The sequence below is a fragment of the Veillonella parvula genome, from assembly GCF_042850485.1.
GTDB classification, from domain to species: Bacteria; Bacillota; Negativicutes; order Veillonellales; family Veillonellaceae; genus Veillonella; species Veillonella parvula_Q.
Map to the genome: position 1 here is coordinate 698,632 of NZ_AP031417.1, position 18,891 is coordinate 717,522.

General features: G+C 38.5%; 17 protein-coding genes, 1 tRNA gene and 1 rRNA gene. 17 read left to right on the forward strand and 2 right to left on the reverse strand.

Going from position 1 to position 18,891, the window contains the following annotated elements; genetic code table 11:
- Window positions 1–27 precede the first annotated feature (27 nt).
- Window positions 28–144: ribosomal RNA gene (rrf, locus tag ACGHIY_RS03010) — 5S ribosomal RNA — on the forward strand.
- Window positions 145–801: 657 nt separating this feature from the next.
- Here rrf and ACGHIY_RS03015 read toward each other — a convergent pair.
- Window positions 802–1,011: a molybdopterin-binding protein gene (locus ACGHIY_RS03015; protein WP_302498450.1), complete on the reverse strand. Its 210-nt coding sequence runs from the start codon at window positions 1,009–1,011 to the stop codon at window positions 802–804.
- Window positions 1,012–1,112: 101 nt separating this feature from the next.
- Window positions 1,113–1,186 (reverse strand) — tRNA-Gly (locus ACGHIY_RS03020).
- A gap of 135 nt (window positions 1,187–1,321) precedes the next feature.
- On the opposite strand from ACGHIY_RS03020, the gene ACGHIY_RS03025 reads away from it, so the two are divergent.
- From ACGHIY_RS03025 to ACGHIY_RS03100, 16 genes are all read left to right on the forward strand, one after another.
- On the forward strand, window positions 1,322–2,647 hold the full coding sequence (locus tag ACGHIY_RS03025; RefSeq protein WP_390525676.1) for a PepSY-associated TM helix domain-containing protein: 1,326 nt from the start codon (window positions 1,322–1,324) through the stop codon (window positions 2,645–2,647).
- A gap of 150 nt (window positions 2,648–2,797) precedes the next feature.
- Window positions 2,798–3,955 (forward strand): Na+/H+ antiporter NhaA, encoded by a 1,158-nt coding sequence (gene nhaA, locus ACGHIY_RS03030; RefSeq protein WP_302498448.1) that lies wholly within the window; start codon window positions 2,798–2,800, stop codon window positions 3,953–3,955.
- A 36-nt stretch (window positions 3,956–3,991) separates the two neighbouring features.
- A complete protein-coding gene (gene nhaA, locus ACGHIY_RS03035; protein ID WP_308521682.1) occupies window positions 3,992–5,164 on the forward strand; it encodes a Na+/H+ antiporter NhaA in 1,173 nt (390 codons plus the stop codon).
- A gap of 257 nt (window positions 5,165–5,421) precedes the next feature.
- Window positions 5,422–6,030, forward strand: a complete 609-nt coding sequence (locus ACGHIY_RS03040; protein ID WP_390525677.1) for a peptidoglycan-binding protein — start codon at window positions 5,422–5,424, stop codon at window positions 6,028–6,030.
- A gap of 221 nt (window positions 6,031–6,251) precedes the next feature.
- Window positions 6,252–7,070 (forward strand): pur operon repressor, encoded by an 819-nt coding sequence (gene purR, locus ACGHIY_RS03045; protein WP_302498444.1) that lies wholly within the window; start codon window positions 6,252–6,254, stop codon window positions 7,068–7,070.
- Window positions 7,071–7,203: 133 nt separating this feature from the next.
- On the forward strand, window positions 7,204–8,577 hold the full coding sequence (gene glmU / locus ACGHIY_RS03050; protein ID WP_390525678.1) for a bifunctional UDP-N-acetylglucosamine diphosphorylase/glucosamine-1-phosphate N-acetyltransferase GlmU: 1,374 nt from the start codon (window positions 7,204–7,206) through the stop codon (window positions 8,575–8,577).
- Between the two features lie 127 nt (window positions 8,578–8,704).
- Window positions 8,705–9,658 (forward strand): ribose-phosphate pyrophosphokinase, encoded by a 954-nt coding sequence (locus ACGHIY_RS03055; protein ID WP_004693255.1) that lies wholly within the window; start codon window positions 8,705–8,707, stop codon window positions 9,656–9,658.
- A 10-nt stretch (window positions 9,659–9,668) separates the two neighbouring features.
- Window positions 9,669–10,247, forward strand: a complete 579-nt coding sequence (pth, locus tag ACGHIY_RS03060) for an aminoacyl-tRNA hydrolase (RefSeq protein WP_390525679.1) — start codon at window positions 9,669–9,671, stop codon at window positions 10,245–10,247.
- Between the two features lie 57 nt (window positions 10,248–10,304).
- Entirely contained in the window at window positions 10,305–11,786 is a 1,482-nt protein-coding gene (locus ACGHIY_RS03065) for an aminotransferase class I/II-fold pyridoxal phosphate-dependent enzyme (RefSeq protein WP_390525681.1), read from the forward strand.
- Between the two features lie 2 nt (window positions 11,787–11,788).
- Window positions 11,789–12,475, forward strand: coding sequence for a thymidylate kinase (locus ACGHIY_RS03070; protein ID WP_295815630.1), 687 nt, complete (start codon window positions 11,789–11,791; stop codon window positions 12,473–12,475).
- Window positions 12,476–12,549: 74 nt separating this feature from the next.
- Entirely contained in the window at window positions 12,550–13,590 is a 1,041-nt protein-coding gene (locus tag ACGHIY_RS03075) for a DNA polymerase III subunit delta' C-terminal domain-containing protein (RefSeq protein WP_390525682.1), read from the forward strand.
- Window positions 13,591–14,436: a stage 0 sporulation family protein gene (locus ACGHIY_RS03080; protein ID WP_278607132.1), complete on the forward strand. Its 846-nt coding sequence runs from the start codon at window positions 13,591–13,593 to the stop codon at window positions 14,434–14,436.
- Window positions 14,429–15,154, forward strand: a complete 726-nt coding sequence (locus ACGHIY_RS03085; protein ID WP_390525683.1) for a tRNA1(Val) (adenine(37)-N6)-methyltransferase — start codon at window positions 14,429–14,431, stop codon at window positions 15,152–15,154. Before ACGHIY_RS03080 ends, ACGHIY_RS03085 begins: the two co-directional genes overlap by 8 nt.
- On the forward strand, window positions 15,144–15,989 hold the full coding sequence (gene rsmI, locus ACGHIY_RS03090; RefSeq protein ID WP_278607134.1) for a 16S rRNA (cytidine(1402)-2'-O)-methyltransferase: 846 nt from the start codon (window positions 15,144–15,146) through the stop codon (window positions 15,987–15,989). Before ACGHIY_RS03085 ends, rsmI begins: the two co-directional genes overlap by 11 nt.
- A 34-nt stretch (window positions 15,990–16,023) precedes the next feature.
- Entirely contained in the window at window positions 16,024–17,967 is a 1,944-nt protein-coding gene (metG, locus tag ACGHIY_RS03095; RefSeq protein ID WP_390525684.1) for a methionine--tRNA ligase, read from the forward strand.
- Entirely contained in the window at window positions 17,967–18,737 is a 771-nt protein-coding gene (locus ACGHIY_RS03100; RefSeq protein WP_314984744.1) for a TatD family hydrolase, read from the forward strand. Before metG ends, ACGHIY_RS03100 begins: the two co-directional genes overlap by 1 nt.
- Window positions 18,738–18,891 lie beyond the last annotated feature (154 nt).

Sequence of the window (18,891 nt, forward strand, 5' to 3'; positions counted from 1 at the left end):
GGTTTTCAGAGTACAAACTCTGACAGATTCAGTGGCGATGGCTATGAGGATCCACCTGTTCCCATCTCGAACACAGTAGTTAAGCTCATAAACGCCGAAAGTACTTGGCTGGAGACGGCCTGGGAGGATAGGAAGCCGCTGATTGACTAAAAGAAAAAGGTCTACCTAAAGGTAGGCCTTTTTCTTTTTGTTAGTCTTCGACTAGCTAACCCTGCTAGAGCCGTCTCCAGCCAAGGTTGTACAAGTATTAACTATGGGTAGTAATATATAAGACGGCGTGGGAAAAGTAGGGCAGTAGAAGATGGAGGAGTGAAACGACGACAGATTCACTGCATCACTTTCTTCCGAACGTAAGATTTACCGAACTGCGAAGCGGTGAAGGAAAATTCACAGTGAGGAAGCAAGTAGGGCAATAGGGCGTAAAGGAGCGTAGCGACGCATACGTCCATTGCATCAGGTTCGACGAAGCCCTACAATAAGCACTGTACATTAAAAGACTGTTTAAATACTGTCATGGGCGAGTGTGATAGGAAGCCGCGGCTAGTGGTAGGAGGCAAAGTAAATCTACACGGTAACGCGGCACAACGTGCCAATGTTACCGAACCGTAAAGCAGTTGAGTAAATTCAAATACTTGTAATTAGATCAGTATATATAATTTCAATTGTAGTAACTATATAAAACATAAAATGAGCCCTATAAGCTACTTTAAAAAAGCTTACATGGCTCATTTTTATTCATATCGATTAACTAGAAAATTAATTTATATACAAAAAAGAGCCGCCAAAGCGACTCTAGTTTTATTATTCTACACCAACCATTACGCTAGTGGATTTGATAACAGCTACAACTTCTTTGCCAACTGCTAAGCCTAAGTCTTTTACGGATTGAACTGTAATATCAGCTGTAAGAATGTTATCGTTACCTACATTAATTTTTACAATTGCGTTTACAGCACCTTCTTGAACTTCAACGATTGTACCTTTTAATTGGTTTCTTGCGCTTAATTTCATGGAATACTCCTTGTAAAAAATATACAATACAAATCTATATTTATTATATCATTATATAAAAAAATAACCGTGATGTATATCATATCACAGAATTTTATATATGGAGCGGGCGAAGGGAATCGAACCCTCCTCTCAAGCTTGGGAAGCTCGCATTCTACCGATGAACTACGCCCGCACGATGTACATATTGTATCATATATTAATCTTTTTATTCAAGTAACATTAATTATACTATATATACCTATAGTGGTAATTGTATTGTATTAATACTAAAAAGGATGTATAAAATAATGAGAAAGGGGGTATATATATGTCTAAAATATATAATATCCATAAATGGTTTTCTATAGTTTCTGTGCTATTTTTCTTAATGTTCTGTATCACAGGACTTATTCTTATGTTTAGGACTGAGTTAAATGCATGGGCCCAGGGAGGAACATTCCATTCATCTTCCGCAATGGTCATGACTCAAGACGAAAGCTCTATTTTTAAATATGCTGATGAAGGGGCATTATTAGTTAAGAAAACATATCCGTCTAAAGATATTTTGAATATTTCTCCTGCCATGGGACATGGGGATATTTTACGTTATCGTATTATTGATTCATCTGCTACTGTAGCACCTCCAGCGCGTATGGGAATGGGAGGGGATTATGCATTATATAACCCTAAAACAAAATCCCTCATTACTACGCATCATGAAACTCCTGCGCATCCTTGGGTTCGAAGTGTATTACATACGCTTCATCAACTACATACTCGATTAGATCTTGGTAAATCTGGAATTTATATTGTAACGATTTTATCTTTTATATGTGGTTTATCCATTATTTCTGGTATTTTTTTATATGGTCCATTTCGTAAAAGCTTTGCAAAATCTACTGTATTGTCTAAATATATGAAATTAAGTACATTACATCGAGAATTTGCTATGGTTTCCACTGTATGGGGGGGTATATTATGCATTACAGGTGTATGGATAGGTGGATTTTTTATTGCTAATGACAATTATAATGCAGATGTGCTATATACAGCAAAGCAGGAGCTTTCAGCTGATCAATCTGATGTATTGCAGCCCTCTGAAGCTATCTCTCGTATTATGAAAGCGTATCCTGATCGTCAGCTTATATCTATCGATTATCCATCTAAATTTAACGATTATCATTATGCATTTTATTTAGGTGCTGAAAATGATGATGATCCGGCTATGTTTTTGGGTCAACCAGTATATGCTAATTTATATACTGATTCTTCTAAAGATATATATTCTACCAAATCGATTCCTTGGTATTTTACTGGTATGACCACAATGATTAATCTACATATTCACAATCATAATACAATGGAACTTAAAATATTATGGGCCATCTGGGATATCGTTCTTATTATAGGTATTGTGACTGGCATTATGATGACTATTAAAAAGAAATTTCTAAAATATAGTACTTCAGAATCTAAAACTCCAACTGCCATAAAACATGTTTGGCGTGCGCCAATCTGCTGTAGCATTTTATTACTACTTGGCCTTATTGTGCCCCTTTGGTCTAACCCTATTACAAATCTTATAGCAGCTATTTGTTTAACTGTCCCTCTTATTGTACTTTTTTATTCTTTAATCAAAGGATTTAATCATTAATTCATTGTATATTTTATACACTTAATCAATGAGGTTCATTATTAGTTTATTGATTTATTTCGAACTAAGATGATAAAATAATATATATTAGTTAGGATTTTATGTAGTAAAATTTGTATTTATTTTATAATTGAGAAAGTGGTAGTTACTATGAATTATATAAAGGCATTTATTCAGTCTGAGTCTTCTGGCGGTATTATGCTCTTACTTGCTGCTATTCTTGGTGTTATTACAGCTAACTCTCCACTATCAGAACAGTATTTTTCTTTAATGCACGTATATTTGGGGCCTATGGATATACTGGAATGGGTTAATGATGCTTTAATGGCTCTTTTTTTCCTATATGTTGGTATAGAGATCAAGAAGGAAATGATTTCTGGTGAACTCGATACTAAGGCAAAACGTGTGCTTCCCGTTTTAGCCGCATTTGCAGGTGTTATTACGCCAGCAATTGTATATTATTTTGCCGCTGGATATATGCCAGAATATAGACATGGTTGGGGGATTCCAACCGCTACAGATATTGCATTTGCCATAGGTGTTATTACGATGCTCGGTAATAAGGTATCTACAGCGATGAAAGCCTTTTTAGCGGCCTTGGCGATCATTGATGATTTGATTGCTATCGTTGTTATTGCTCTCTTTTATGGGGCTGGCGTCAATTTTATGGACTTAATAGCTGCTGCTGCCGTAATAGGTTTACTGGTATATACTAATAAGCAAGGCTATTTAAGACCACTTCCGTACTGTGTTCTTGGACTAGTTCTTTGGTATCTAGTTTTAAAGTCCGGTGTTCATGCTACTATTGCCGGTGTTGTACTAGCTATGACGATTCCATTTAAAGGTAAAGTTTTGGATAATGTAGTATATCCGATGGAGGAATGGGCTCATGCCTTAAAAAATTGGGTAAACTTCTTAATTATTCCACTATTTAGTTTCTTAAATGCTGGTGTATCTTTTACTGGTTTTTCTATGGAGAACTTATTCCATCCTGTAATCATGGGTGTTTCATTAGGTTTAATTTTAGGTAAGCAATTAGGTATATTCTCTGCCGTATATATTTTAGTTGAATCTAAGGCGATTAAGATGCCTACAAATACAACTTGGCCTGAGATTTATGGTACTTCTATTCTTTGCGGTATCGGTTTTACTATGAGCCTATTTGTTGCTACATTGGCTTTTCCACCAGGGGTAAATCAAGAAATGGCTAAGGTAGGGATTTTTATAGGTTCTATTGTAGCTGGTTTACTAGGTGCAATTGTTCTAATTTTAGCTTACCAAATACGCAAGATACGTGGTAGAATCTAATAAGGTAATCTTTTTGATAGTATAGAAAGGATTCAAATGGAACGCATATTTGTATTCTTACGTTCTCCAGGTGCAGCTACGTCTGTATTATTAGGAGCAACAGTACTCGCTTTAATTTTAGCGAACTCTCCATCATCTGAACAATACTTCCAGATTGTTAATCATCATATCGGTAATTTAACAATTCTTGAATGGGTTAATGATGCTTTGATGGCGATATTTTTCTTATTTGTGGGTCTCGAAGTTAAGCGTGAGTTAGTAGCAGGTGAGCTTAATACAAATGCCAAGCGTATAATGCCTGGTATTGCTGCTTTGTTCGGTGTTCTTACACCAGCTTTCATTTACTACTTAATCGCAGGTTTTGATCCTGAATACATTCATGGGTGGGCTATACCGACGGCTACAGATATTGCATTCTCTATCGGTATCATCTCTGCCTTAGGTTCACGAGTGCCAAACTCGATGAAGGTATTCTTAACAGCTCTCGCTGTTATTGATGATTTAATGGCTATTATTGTAATTGCTATTTTCTATGCTGCAAGCATACAAACATTCTATTTAGTAGCTGCAGCAGTAGTTGTAGGTGCGTTAATTTACTGCAACAAACAAGGCTATGTTAGACCTTTACCATATATCATTTTAGGTTTTATCCTTTGGTATTGTGTATTAAAATCTGGCTTACATGCAACTATGGCTGGTGTAATCTTGGCGATGACAATTCCTTCAAAAGGTAAGCGCGGTCGTAAGTATGTTCGTCCGATGCAACATTGGGAACACCTATTATCTAACTGGGTTAGTTTCTTAATTGTACCAATATTTGCCTTCTTCAATGCCGGCGTAGATTTACGTGACGTATCTATAAATGATTTGACGCATCCGGTAGTACTTGGGGTAGCATTAGGGCTTATCCTTGGTAAACAACTTGGTATCTTCGGTGCCGTATTTGCTATGGTAAAATGTGGTCTTGTACCAATGCCAACAGGAGCAAATTGGAAGCATGTATATGGTACTGCTATTGTATGTGGTATCGGTTTCACAATGAGTATCTTCGTATCTATTTTGGCATTTGCGCCAGGACATGCTCAAGAAATGGCTAAAGGTGGCGTAATTTTAGGCTCCTTAACCTCTGCAGTACTTGGCTATATATTCTTACGAATTGTTGGTGCGAATTGTAAGGAATGCCATATCGGTGTATATCATAACTGTTAACATTAAATAAATATATTAAATCTCCATTGTAGTCTGAACAGTATCAAATTTAGAAGAATAATTCTAAATGAAAACTTTATCAGTATACAGTGGAGATTTTTCATTGTTACCCTATATTCTTATGATATATATGTGATACATCGTTTGAGATCTTTATTAATAGCTAAATATATGCATTTTTCATATTACAATCTCAATATGATTTATGGATTATTTAAAACTATATAGTATACTACTTGTTGTAAGGAGAGGTGTATATGATAAAAAAAATAATTATTGCATGTACGCTTGTTTGTATGATTGTAATAGTATCCTCTGTATCATTAGCAAAAACTATTGATCGGGGGCAACGAGGGCATCATGTTAGTAAGGTGCAAACTATGTTAAAGCATCAAGGTTTTTTACATGATTCTATAGATGGCATTTACGGTCATAATACAGAACAGGCTGTTCGAAAATTTCAAAAATCTAAAGGGCTCCCTGTAGATGGTCGTGTTGGTCCTGCTACGATGAATGCTTTGGAAAAGATGGAGACTCGTTATGGTGGCCATGGCACAGAACGCAATCATAATGGAGTGCCTAATAAATACTCTAAAGTTTTAACGATGGAGGCTAGTGGTTATTCATCTCAAGATCCTGGCAACGGAAAATATACAGCTACAGGTAGTCGTCTACGGAAGGGACTTGTGTCTGTAGACCCTAAATTAATCCCCTTGGGAACGCGATTATATATTGAAGGTTATGGCTACGCTGTAGCTGACGATGTAGGTGGTGCTATTAAAGGGCATCGCATTGATTTAGCTTTTGATTCTCGTGCAGAAGCATTGCAGTTTGGACGTCAATCTGTAAAGGTTTATATTTTATAATGATGACTCTCTAGCTTTATATAACTATATGATAGGTTTATAGACTAAAATCATATTCTTGTATAAAATGCTAGAGAGTTTTTCTTTTACCGAATTATAATGTATTCAAAACCTCGAATATTCGGAAATTATGGTATAATATAGATATATGATGATGACTCATGATGTTAAATTGATGAGTATACTCAATAGTTATATGATGAATGGTAAAGGATAACCCTATGGATAAAGTACGGCGTGTAGAACGAATGGTGGCAATGACAAAACTGTTAGTTGATTCACCGCAAAAATTGATTCCTTTAAATTACTTTTGCGACTTTTTTGGCATGGCTAAATCAACGGTTAGTGAAGATTTAACATGTGTAAGGCAGTCTATGGAACACTTTCAACTGGGGACCTTAGAAACGGTGGCCGGTGTAGCTGGTGGGGTACGATTTATTCCGCATCGCAAGGGCACACAAGCGAACGATATTCTACGCGATGTGCAAGCTCGTTTAATGGAGCCAGATCGCATCATTCCAGGTGGTTTTATTTATATGTCTGATATCTTATATGATTGGCACGTAATGACACGTCTGGGTGAGATTATTATGACTCGTTTCGTGGATCGTGAACCGGACTATATTTTGACTGTTGAAACAAAGGGGATTCCTTTGGCTGTAATGGTAGCGAGAGCTTTTAATAAACCACTTGTTATTGCTCGACGTGATAGTAAGGTAACAGAAGGTTCTGCTATTAGCATTAATTATGTAACAGGATCCTCTGGGCGCATTCAGACTATGACGCTAACTAAACGGGCAATTCCTCCCAATGCGAAGGTGTTAATTATCGATGACTTTATGAAAGCTGGCGGTACTGCTAAGGGACTTAAGGAATTAGTACTTGAAATGAGCGGTGTCGTTGTTGGCACAGGTGTTCTTGTAGCTACAGCTGAACCAAGTCCGAAGTTGATTGATGATTATGAATCACTATTTACTTTTTATGGCATCGATGAAAATACGAAGGAAATTAGTATAGAGCCTGTGTTAGATGAAGAGTAGATCATTAATATTTAGAATATTGTAGGCTGATACAATATAGTTTATATTGAGTATTGGTCTATGGGCTAAATAATGACGTAAACAATATTTAAAATGGGTTAGAGATATAAGAGATAACAGATAGGAGATTACTATGAATATTGCAAGCCTTATTTTAGCTGCTGGTAAGGGCACGCGTATGAAGTCTAAATTGCCAAAAGTATTACACAAGGTTGGCGGTAAGGCGATGGTAGAGCGCGTTCTTGAAACAGTTCAATCCATTGGTACCAATCGCGATGTTGTTATCGTTGGTTTTGGCGGCGATGCAGTACAAAATTACTTGGGGGAGCGCGCTGAATTTGTTCGTCAAGAAGAACAAAATGGTACAGGCCATGCAGTTAAAATGGCTCAACCTGTACTTGGTGATTATGATGGTACAATCTTATTGTTATGCGGTGATACTCCTCTAGTTACAAAAGAAAGCTTAGAAGCACTTTTAGAAGAACATAAAAATTCTGGTGCAGCAGCTACAATTTTAACTGCTCATATGCCCGATCCAACTGGTTATGGACGTATCATTCGCAATGAAGCTGGTTCCGTAGTTCGCATCGTAGAGCAGAAAGATGGCAAGCCAGAAGAATTAGCGGTTCAAGAAGTAAATACAGGTATGTACGCTTTTGATAGTAAAAAATTATGGCCTTGCTTAGATCAGCTATCTGATGATAATGCGCAAGGTGAATTGTATATTACTGATGTAGTTGGTATTCTCGTAAATGGTGGCGATACAGTGAGCGCATATATGACTGAAGATTTTGAAGAGTCTTTAGGTATAAATTCTCGCTTGCAATTAGCGGAAGCTGAATCTATTTTGAAACATCGTAAAAATATTGAGTTAATGACTGCAGGGGTAACAATTATTGACCCAGATAACACTTATGTAGCTCCAGAGGTAACCGTAGGAGCGGATACCATTTTACATCCTGGTACAATCCTTGAAGGTGACACCGTGATTGGTGAACGTTGTGAAATTGGACCACATACTCGTTTGACGAATGTAAAAGTTGGTAATGATACGATTATTCACTTCACATATGGTCATGACTGTGAAGTAAAAGACGGTGTAGATGTAGGCCCATATGTTCATTTGCGTCCAAATACAGTTCTAGGCAACAAGGTTCATGTAGGTAACTTTGTAGAAGTTAAAAATTCTAATGTTGGGGAGGGGACTAAGTTCCCACATCTTTCCTATATCGGCGATAGCGATGTAGGTGCTGGTGTTAATATTGGATGTGGTACTATTACTGTAAACTATGATGGTAAAGTTAAACATCGTACTACAATCGGTGATGGCGCATTTGTTGGTTGTAATAGTAATTTAGTTGCCCCTGTAACAGTAGGTAATTATAGTTATGTGGGTGCGGGCTCTACTATTACTAAAAACGTACCAGATAAGGCATTGGCGGTAGGTCGTAGCAAGCAAATTGTGAAAGAAAATTGGGTAACAGAGGATACTTTCAAAAAGAAATAAAAAAAATCTCATATTTTTTAACACAATTAGGTCAAAATAGTATACAATAAAAAGGCAATAGTGTGTATCTGTAATGTATAGATTATGGATAAGTAACCAGTATAGGAGCAAATGAAAGGGTAACAAAATGGCATTTGAAGATGGCAAAAAACTCAAGATTTTCACAGGTAATGCAAATCCTGCATTGGCAAAGGAAATTTGTGATTATTTAGGGTTGCCTTTAGGTGAAGCATTTGTAGGTCGTTTTAATAATGGCGAAGTGCAAATAATGATTGATGAAAGCGTACGTGGCAAAGATGTATTTATCATTCAACCAACTAGCTATCCTGTAAATGATAATTTAATGGAACTCATGGTTATGGCTGACGCATTAAAACGCGCTTCTGCACGTCATATCACTGCAGTAGTTCCTTACTATGGCTATGCTCGCCAAGACCGTAAGACTCGCGGTCGTGAGCCGATTACAGCTAAGCTAGTAGCTAATTTGATGCAAACGGCAGGTATTACACGTCTTGTAACAATTGATTTGCATGCAGGCCAAATTCAAGGTTTCTTTGATGTGCCTGTAGATCATTTGTTCGGCGCATCTATTTTAGCTAAATATATCAATGAAAAAAATATGGAAGATGTTATCGTTGTATCTCCTGACCTTGGAGGTGTTACAAGAGCTCGTGATTTGGCTGACCGCATTGGTGCACCGATTGCAATCATTGAGAAAAAACGCCCTGAACCAGGTGTGGCTAAAGTTATGAATCTCATTGGTGATGTGGCAGGTAAAAACTGTATTATTATCGATGATATCGTAGATACGGCTGGATCCTTGGTTGAAGGTGCTAAAGCATTGGAAGAATTCGGTGCTAAATCCGTTACCGCCGCTGTTACACATGCAGTGTTGACAGATCCGGCAAGTGAACGAATTGCAAATTCCAATATTAAGGAACTTATCGTTACTAATACTATTCCATTGCCGGAAAATTGCAACTTACCAAATATTACGCAATTATCCGTAGCTCCATTGTTGGGTGAAGCAATTATGCGTATCTTCCATGAAGTGTCTGTAAGTAATTTATTTGATAAATAATAGGTGATTTTTGAAATTAGTAGTAGGCCTCGGTAACCCCGGCAAGCAATACGAAAAGACAAAACATAATATTGGATTTATGGTTATTGATGCCATTGCCGATAGTGTCTCTCACACGCCTTGGAGAGAGGAGCAACGTGCTGAGGTATGCAGTATTACCGTAGATGGTGAAAAAGTATTGCTTGTAAAGCCGCAAACATTTATGAATCTAAGTGGTGAGTCTGTAGGACCGTTAATGCGGTACTACAAAATTGATCCATCTGATGTGTATTGTATCTATGATGACATGGATTTACCCGTAGGCAAGTTGCGTATTCGACCAAATGGTAGTTCGGGTGGACATAATGGGATTAAATCCTTAATTTCCCATATAGGAACAGAAAATTTTCCTCGATTCCGCGTGGGAATTGGACGTCCGTTACCACAATGGACTGTCATTGATCACGTTTTAGCACCATTTAGTGAAGAGTCGCAAGAGAAAGTACAAAAAGGTATCAAGGATACGGTGAAAGCTGTACTAGGAACCTTAGAGATGGGCATCGATAAAGGGATGAATCAATTCAATCCTAAACGTCGTCCACATCGATAAATACATGCATAAGGGCATGAGTCTCATAGAGATTCATGCCCTTTTTACGAGGTACGTATGAGTAATCAAGATAAAATGCCTTTTGTAGAGGCCTTAGAATTATATAAAGATCAACATTTTGTGCCCTTTCATACGCCAGGACATAAGATAGGTGGTGAAGCACCTATCTTATTAAAGGACTGGATGGGGCCAGCGTTACCCTATGATTTAGGCGTTATGTATGCCTTAGATGATTTACATGAGCCCGAACGAGAGTTAAAAGAAGCGCAAGATTTAACGGCTGAACTATATGACGCTGAGCACTGTTGGTTTTCTATTAATGGCACTACAGCTTTGATTGAAGCTATGATCATGGGCACTGTAGGTCCTGATGAAACCATTATCATTCCTCGGGAGGCGCATCGCTCCGTTATCAGTGGTCTTGTTTTATCTGGGGCCAAACCAGTATATATGGACTGCAATTTTGATGAACGATGGGGAATTCCATTAGGAGTATCTTTAAAAAATGCTATTATAACGATGGATACTTATCCTGAAGCAAAGGCAATTCTTTTAGTCTATCCAAACTATTATGGCATAGGTGTAGATATTGTTAGTATTGTAAAAGAAGCTCATAAGAGGGGCCTTATTGTTCTGGTTGATGAAGCTCATGGTCCTCATTTGCCATTTTCTGAAAAATTGCCTGTAGAGGCTATAGAGGCTGGAGCAGATTTAGTGGCACAAAGTACACATAAATCTGTTGGCTCTTTGACACAAACATCTTGGCTATTAGGGCAAGGTAAAAAAATTGATAAGCGGCGTATTACGCAAATGCATCAAATGCTACAAAGTACGAGCCCAAACTATATTTTTCTGGCTTCCTTAGATATGGCGCGCCATCAATTAGCCACAGAAGGTAAAGATTTAGTAAGGCGAGCAGTAGAGTTGAGCGCATATTTACGCGAGAAACTCAATACAATTTTTGGTATTGCTACTATGGAATATACAGATATTCAAGAGACCATAATAAACTATGATTCTACTAAGGTGCTAATCGATGCAAAAGGCTTAGGTTTAACAGGTGTAGAATTTGAACATTTATTGCGTAATCATCGTATCGAAGTGGAGTTAGTACAAGCAAATCATGTGTTAGTACTTATTACAATTGGTGACACTAAAGAATCTGTAGATATCCTTATTAAGGCTGTTCGAGCTGTGAGTGATGATGTACTAAGAGATTCTTCAAGAATTAGAAGCATAGATGTAGCGGGCTTATATGAACCTAGCAGCGAGTCTGCTTTGCTACCAGAACCTCAAGTTTGTGTTACCCCTCGTAATGCTATGTATGCAAATCGTGAGCAAGTACCATTAAAAGAAGCACTTCATCGCATTGCAGGGGAGACCATTGCTTATTATCCACCAGGTATTCCATGTGTAGCAGTAGGTGAAGAGATTAGTGACTCTGTGTTACAATATATAGAGAATCGCAAGGCTCTAGGTTATGTACCGAATGGGGCTGATGATATGACATTGGAAACAATTTGGGTGTTACAGGAGTAATTATGGGGACTTTGATTATATTAGAAGGCGGAGACGGCAGCGGCAAGGCTACACAAACTAAACTCTTAGTAGAGCGCTTGATCAAAGAAGGGCATGCCGTTAAGTCTGTGAGTTTTCCAAACTATGATAGCGGCGCCGCTATGCCTATCAAAATGTATTTAGCCGGTGAATTTGGCAAAGATGTACATGATGTAAATCCTTATGTGGCAAGTTCCATGTACGCCATCGATCGATTTGCTTCCTTTAGAACTGATTGGGAACAGTTTTACAAAAATGGTGGCATCATCATTGCAGATCGTTACACCACATCAAACATGGTACACCAAATGGTAAAATATGATAATCCGAAGGAACGGACTGCATTTTTAGATTGGCTTGAAGATTTTGAGTTCCAAAAATTTGGCTTGCCTAAACCTGATGCGGTATGCCTTTTAGATATGCCTCTTGAAGTGAGCGAAGCCCTTATGGCGGAGCGTACTGGTAAAACTGGGGGCCATACTGGTGATATTCACGAAGGAAATCATGCATATTTAGTAGCCGTTCACGATGCGTATGAAGAATTAGTAGAGCGTTATCAATGGCACCGTATACCTTGTGCTGATAAAGCTGAGTCTAGTCAGTATACGTTGCGTACTATTGAAGAAATTCATAATGATGTATATAAAGCAGTAGTAAATCTACTACCTTAAAAAAGGCGACTCTTTTAAAAGTCGCCTTTTTCCTATATAATATTAATATTGGGCATGTATTGATAGGAGGCGCTATGACATATTTTGATTCTATAATTGGTCAAGATTCGATTAAGGCACACCTATCTGAACTTGTAAGTCGTAATGCATTACCGCATAGTCTCTTGTTTTATGGTGAATCTGGACTTGACAAATTAGATATGGCCATAGGCCTAGCATCTTTATTACTAGGGCGTCAAGTGTTCTCTCAACCCAAGGGGGAAGCTTATTTAGCAGCGGTTAAGGAAGCCCGTTTGGCAAATGGGGATACGGAAAAACGTATCGAAACCGAAGGATTACCAATCTATATGGATAAGGGTGATGCCTTTTGGATTCGCCCTATGAAAACAACCTTAAAGGTAGAGCAGTGGTATTCATTATTACAAGATCATCTGTCTGTGGCGGGCAATGGAAACCGCGTTGTCATTGTGGAGGACTTTCACACAGCCAATGCAGTCATGGCAAATGCCATGTTAAAAACCATTGAAGAACCACCTGAACAGGTGTACTTCATCATTATTACGAACAAGATTAACACTGTATTGCCTACCATCATTTCTCGATGTATGGGCGTTGGTTTTAATAGTGTTGATGTAGATACGATTCGCAACGCTCTTGTAGCTCGTGGAGTCACCGGTGATTTAGAGCAGGCTTTGTTAGCTGGTCATGGTAATCCACAATTAGTGGAGAAACTGGCGACACAAGGTCGCATCGAAATGCTGGAGTTAGCCGTTAAGGTAATGGATATGTTGGCCTTTGAAACACGATGGTTTTCTATGATTTCCTTAGCTTGTGAAAGCTTATCTCGTGAAAATCTAACGGAATTGATGCACTGGTTACGCCTTATAAGTAGAGATATGATGGCTCTTAAAATGGGGGCTCAAGACATGCAATTACAAGTACCTATGTACAAAACTCAATTATTACGATTATTACCGCGTTGGTCTATGCAAGCATTGTCAGAGGTTATTACCGAAACATTGCAAGCAGAACGGGCTTTGCGCTTACATATAAAAACCGCTCTCGTGGTGGACGGTCTCTGTATCGCCCTTCATGATGCTCGGGAGGAGGATTAAATGCTAACCATAGTTGGCGTACGCTTTAAAAAGGCGGGAAAGATTTATTATTTTCAGCCTGAACAATTAGAACTATCTGTTGGGGATGGAGTTATCGTTGAAACAGCTCGTGGTGTAGAATACGGCACGGTTGTGATTGGACCTAAAGAGGTCTTTGAGGACTCTGTTGTTGCCCCTGTTAAGCCTGTTATCAGACAGGCAACCTCTAAAGATTTGAAACAAATCGAGAAGAATAAAGAGCGCGAAGAAAAAGCCTTTGAGATTTGTCTCGAAAAAATTGAAAAACGTAAATTACCAATGAAACTCATCAATGTGGAATACACATTTGATATGAATAAAATTATATTCTTTTTTACTGCGGATGGCCGTATCGACTTCCGTGAGCTCGTTAAGGATTTGGCAACTGTATTTAGAACGCGTATCGAGTTACGCCAAGTGGGTGTCCGTGATGAAGCCAAAGTACTTAATGGTATCGGCGCTTGTGGACGACCTTTGTGCTGCTCTAATTTCTTAGGTGATTTTACACCTGTATCGATTCGTATGGCAAAGGATCAAAACTTGAGTCTTAATCCTACAAAAATTTCTGGCGTATGCGGTCGATTAATGTGTTGCCTTAACTACGAAGATGATTTATATAAAAAAGGTGGCGACCTATATGTGAAAAAGGAACGCCCTCAAGCTCCTCAAGAGGTAGCACCTCCTGGCATTGGTAAAGAGGTTGTTACCGACGAAGGTATTGGTAAAGTTTTAAAGGTAAATCATCATAAGCATACTGTAAAGGTACAGCTCGAAGCGGGCCGTACTATCGATTTGAAATGGTCCGAGGTGGCATTGCCTGATGAATAATCAAGAACGACTTGATGATTTAATTATAGATGGCTTACAGCTTTACCAGCGTTCTGATATGTTTCGCTTTTCCTTTGATGCTATAGCGCTTATACATTTTTGCCGATTTAATGGTCGTCATAGCTATGTTGATCTTGGAACGGGGACAGGGGTTATGCCGCTTATAGGCACGTCATTAGGGGCGGGGCATATAACGGGTATCGATATTAACGAAACTATCATCGATTTGGCTCAGCGTAGTGTTGAGCATAATAATAAACAAGATGTGGTAACGATGTTATGTGGCGATTATCGGCATATGTCATACCGTGACGTACAAGACAAGCCTTTTGATGGTGTTATTGTTAATCCGCCCTTTTATGATTGTGAAAGTGGAGCAAAGCCTACATCTGAAGAAAGAGCATTAGCCCTTCATGATGGTCATACATCTCTAAAAGAGGTTATAAAAGCCGTACAGGCCTTTATTAAGTGTAAAGGTCGTTTGTGGATGGTCTATAGTGCTAGCCGGTTACAATATGTGCTACATGAACTGGAAGCGTTACACTTTCAAGTAAAGCGAATTCGGTTTGTTCATGGTATGATGGATAAGCCGGCAAAATTAGTTTTGATTGAGGCTATGTACCAAGGTCAGGCTGGTCTTGTACTGGAGCAACCGCTTATCGTTTATGAAAAACCGAATGTGTACACGAAGGAGGTGTCCTCTTGGTATGAACGATAACAAATGGGGCACCTTATTTTTAGTGCCCACACCGATAGGTAATTTAGAAGATATAACGTATCGGGCAGTTCGTATCTTAGGTGAAGTAGATGCTATCGCTGCCGAAGATACGCGACATACGGGTATATTATTAAAATATTTTGACATTAAAAAGCCTTTGATTTCTTATCATGAACATAATAAGGAGAAGGGGACCTATATTATAGAGCTCTTATTAGAAGGACAGTCGGTAGCTTGTGTCAGTGATGCAGGCATGCCTGCCATTTCTGATCCAGGGGCAGATCTTGTAATAAAGGCTATTGAAGAAGGCATAACTGTAGTACCTTTGCCAGGTGCTAATGCAGCGTTAACAGCGCTTATTGCATCAGGTTTAGATACTAAATCCTTTACCTTTGCGGGGTTTTTGCCTAAACGGGGTAAACATCGGGTTGAAGAATTACAACGCCTTTCACAAGTGACGAGCACCTTGCTGTTTTACGAAGCACCACATCGATTGCAAGAGGTGTTAGAAGATATGTATGAAGCCTTTGGCAATCGTTCCATTACGGTGGCAAGGGAATTGACGAAGAAGTTTGAAACCTTTGTACGCACTGATTTGGAAAGTCTTGTAAAGAATTTCGAACAACTCACCTATAAAGGAGAATTCGTCCTCATTGTAGGCGGTGCTGATACAGTGGAGTCTGATACTAGTGAAGTGGTGGATGAACCAGTATCTTATGTAGATGCTGTGCAAGCCCTTGTAGATACAGGGATACCTAAAAAAGAAGCTATTCGTCAGGTGGCAAAGCGTTTTAACGTTTCCCGCCGGGATGTATATAATATTGTAGAACGTTAAACCTTCCCATTCGAAGGTTAGAAGGAGGCTCGTCATGGGAGACACAAAGAAAACGTATTATATTACGACACCTATTTATTATCCAAGTGCTAAGTTGCACATTGGTCATACATATTGTACATCTGTAGCAGATACGATTGCTCGTTTTAAGCGATTGGCTGGTTATGATGTACGTTTCTTGACCGGTTCTGATGAACATGGCCAAAAAATCCAACGCGCTGCAGAAGCACAAGGCATTACTCCTCTTGAATATACTACAAATATTGTAAATGGTTTCAAAGCATTGTGGGAAAAAATGCATATTTCCAATGACGATTTTATTCGGACTACCGATGAACGTCATGAAAAGGTTGTTCAAGCGTTATTTACAAAAGCTTATGAGAAGGGCGATATTTACAAAGCCGAATATGAAGGTTGGTATTGTACACCAGACGAAACTTTTTGGACAGAGCAGAAGCTAGGACCTAATCATACTTGTCCGGATTGCGGTCGCCCTGTAGAGCGTGTTAAAGAGGAAAGTTATTTCTTCAAACTCGGTAAATATACGGATCAATGGCTTAAGTTTATTGAAGAGAATCCTGACTTTATTCAGCCTGAATCTCGTCGTAATGAGATGATTCAATTTGTAAAACAAGGTCTAGAAGACTTGGCAGTATCCCGTACATCTTTTGACTGGGGGATAAAGGTTCCTTTCGATCCTAAACATGTAGTCTATGTTTGGTTCGATGCGTTGGTGAACTATATTAGCGCTCTTGCTCCATTTGATGGAGCTGGGGAACTATACAAAAAATATTGGCCAGCAGATCTTCATTTAGTAGGTAAGGAAATTGTTCGCTTCCATACTATTATTTGGCCTATGATGCTCATGAGCCTTGAGTTGCCATTACCAAAAAAGGTGTTTGGACACGGTTGGATGATTGTAGATGGTACAAAGATGAGTAAATCCTTGGGGAACGTAATCGATCCAATTCCATTGATTGATACATATGGTGCAGATTCTTTGCGTTATTACTTATTAAGCGAGATTACGTTAGGTAATGACGGCAACTTTACGTTACCTAACTTCGTTACAAAAATTAATGCAGATTTATCTAATGATTTAGGTAACTTATTAAACCGTACTATTGCGATGATTGAAAAATACCATGGTGGTGTGATTACAAAATGCGATGATATGGATGATTTGGATCGTGATGTATCTACATTAGCCGTTCAAACTGCAAAAGATTTTGAAGCGGCGATGGAAAATATGGAGCTTAATAAAGCTATCAAAACTGTATGGTCCTTTATTGGTCGCATGAATAAATACATTGATGAAACAATGCCTTGGGTATTGGCTAAATCTGAAGATGCTCATGATAAAGTGCGTTTGCAATCTGCTATGTATCATTTGGCAGAGGCGTTGCGTATCATCGCCATCTTGGTAAGTCCTGTAATTCCAGTAGGGGCTCCAAAAATTTGGGATCAATTAGGGCTCGTAGGTTTTGGTAAGGCTACATTGGAAGATGCTAAAACTTGGGGATTATTGGCAACAGGTACTAAAGTTGTAAAAGGTGAACCTATCTATCCACGTTTTGAAGTTCCTGAAATGGTAGATGTTGTTACAGAAGAAGTTGAAGAAGCTGTAGATACATCTAATATTCCACCATTAAAAGAAAATATTACCTATGATGACTTTGAGAAACTCGATCTTCGTGTAGCTAAAGTTATAAGCTGTGAAAAAGTGCCTAAGTCCAAGAAATTGTTGAAATTTGTATTGGATATCGGTATTGAAGAACGCACAGTATTAAGTGGTATTTCCCAATATTATGAACCGGAGGCTATGGTTGGTAAAAAGGTAATTTATTTGTCTAACTTGGCTCCTAAAAAGATGATGGGCATCGAGTCTTATGGTATGATTTTGTCCGCCTCTGATTGGGAAGAACATTTAGAGGTAACAAATATCGAATCATTACCGGCAGGAAGTGTGGTTAAATAATGAAACTTTTTGATACACATGCTCATGTGAATGATGAGCGCTTTGATAATGATCGTAATGAGATGTTACAAGCCTGCTTTGATACAGGTGTAGAATATATTATGATTCCTGGTGTCGACAGAGGTACTGTTGAGTCAGGTTTAGCTTTGGCTAAACAATATGATCGATTATATGCTGCTGTAGGGACTCATCCCCATGAGTCAAAGGACTTTACAGAAGAAGACTACGCGTTTTATAAGGAAGAAGCTCTTAACAATGATAAGGTACGTGCTATTGGTGAAATTGGATTAGATTATTACTATGATTTTTCTGATCGTGAAACGCAAAAACGCGTATTTATTCGTCAGCTAGAGCTTGCTCGGGAGGTAGATTTGCCCATTATTATCCATGACCGTGATGCACATGGTGATATTATGAATATCTTGCGCAATGAGGGAAAGGATAATTGGGGTATTTTCCATTGCTATTCTGGTAGCTGGGAGATGGCAAAAGAGGCCATTAAAATGGGCTTTTATATTTCCTTTGCAGGGCCTGTAGTATTCCCTAAGTCTACAAATCTCAAGGAAGTGGCAAGACAAGTACCATTAGATCGAATCCTTATTGAAACGGATTCACCGTATTTGACACCACCACCATTTAGAGGCCGTCGTAATGATCCAAGTAAAACTCAGTTTGTGGCAGAAGAAATTGCAAGCCTTAAAGGACTCGATGTAGATGAGTTCTGCGAAATTACGTTCAATAATGGCAAACGAGTATTTGGTATCGAGTAAATGTAGAAACTAGTTCATAAGATTATTAGCGAATAAACTATTTGTTGGACTCTAATGACTAAGATTTTGCGTACAAAGTATTAGAAAACATGATAAAACTAAATTAGAATTATAAATCATAAAACGCGGTTCTCCCTTATCGGTGAGAATCGCG

Bases quoted from the DNA above. Each gene is read 5' to 3' on its own strand.
- nhaA (WP_308521682.1), top strand. From the start codon at position 3,992: ATGGAACGCATATTTGTATTCTTACGTTCTCCAGGTGCAGCTACGTCT.
- ACGHIY_RS03080 (WP_278607132.1), top strand. From the start codon at position 13,591: ATGCTAACCATAGTTGGCGTACGCTTTAAAAAGGCGGGAAAGATTTAT.
- purR (WP_302498444.1), top strand. From the start codon at position 6,252: ATGGATAAAGTACGGCGTGTAGAACGAATGGTGGCAATGACAAAACTG.
- ACGHIY_RS03070 (WP_295815630.1), top strand. From the start codon at position 11,789: ATGGGGACTTTGATTATATTAGAAGGCGGAGACGGCAGCGGCAAGGCT.
- metG (WP_390525684.1), top strand. From the start codon at position 16,024: ATGGGAGACACAAAGAAAACGTATTATATTACGACACCTATTTATTAT.
- nhaA (WP_302498448.1), top strand. From the start codon at position 2,798: ATGAATTATATAAAGGCATTTATTCAGTCTGAGTCTTCTGGCGGTATT.
- ACGHIY_RS03055 (WP_004693255.1), top strand. From the start codon at position 8,705: ATGGCATTTGAAGATGGCAAAAAACTCAAGATTTTCACAGGTAATGCA.
- ACGHIY_RS03040 (WP_390525677.1), top strand. From the start codon at position 5,422: ATGATAAAAAAAATAATTATTGCATGTACGCTTGTTTGTATGATTGTA.
- glmU (WP_390525678.1), top strand. From the start codon at position 7,204: ATGAATATTGCAAGCCTTATTTTAGCTGCTGGTAAGGGCACGCGTATG.
- rsmI (WP_278607134.1), top strand. From the start codon at position 15,144: ATGAACGATAACAAATGGGGCACCTTATTTTTAGTGCCCACACCGATA.
- ACGHIY_RS03025 (WP_390525676.1), top strand. From the start codon at position 1,322: ATGTCTAAAATATATAATATCCATAAATGGTTTTCTATAGTTTCTGTG.
- ACGHIY_RS03075 (WP_390525682.1), top strand. From the start codon at position 12,550: ATGACATATTTTGATTCTATAATTGGTCAAGATTCGATTAAGGCACAC.
- ACGHIY_RS03015 (WP_302498450.1), bottom strand. From the start codon at position 1,011: ATGAAATTAAGCGCAAGAAACCAATTAAAAGGTACAATCGTTGAAGTT.
- ACGHIY_RS03065 (WP_390525681.1), top strand. From the start codon at position 10,305: ATGAGTAATCAAGATAAAATGCCTTTTGTAGAGGCCTTAGAATTATAT.
- ACGHIY_RS03085 (WP_390525683.1), top strand. From the start codon at position 14,429: ATGAATAATCAAGAACGACTTGATGATTTAATTATAGATGGCTTACAG.
- ACGHIY_RS03100 (WP_314984744.1), top strand. From the start codon at position 17,967: ATGAAACTTTTTGATACACATGCTCATGTGAATGATGAGCGCTTTGAT.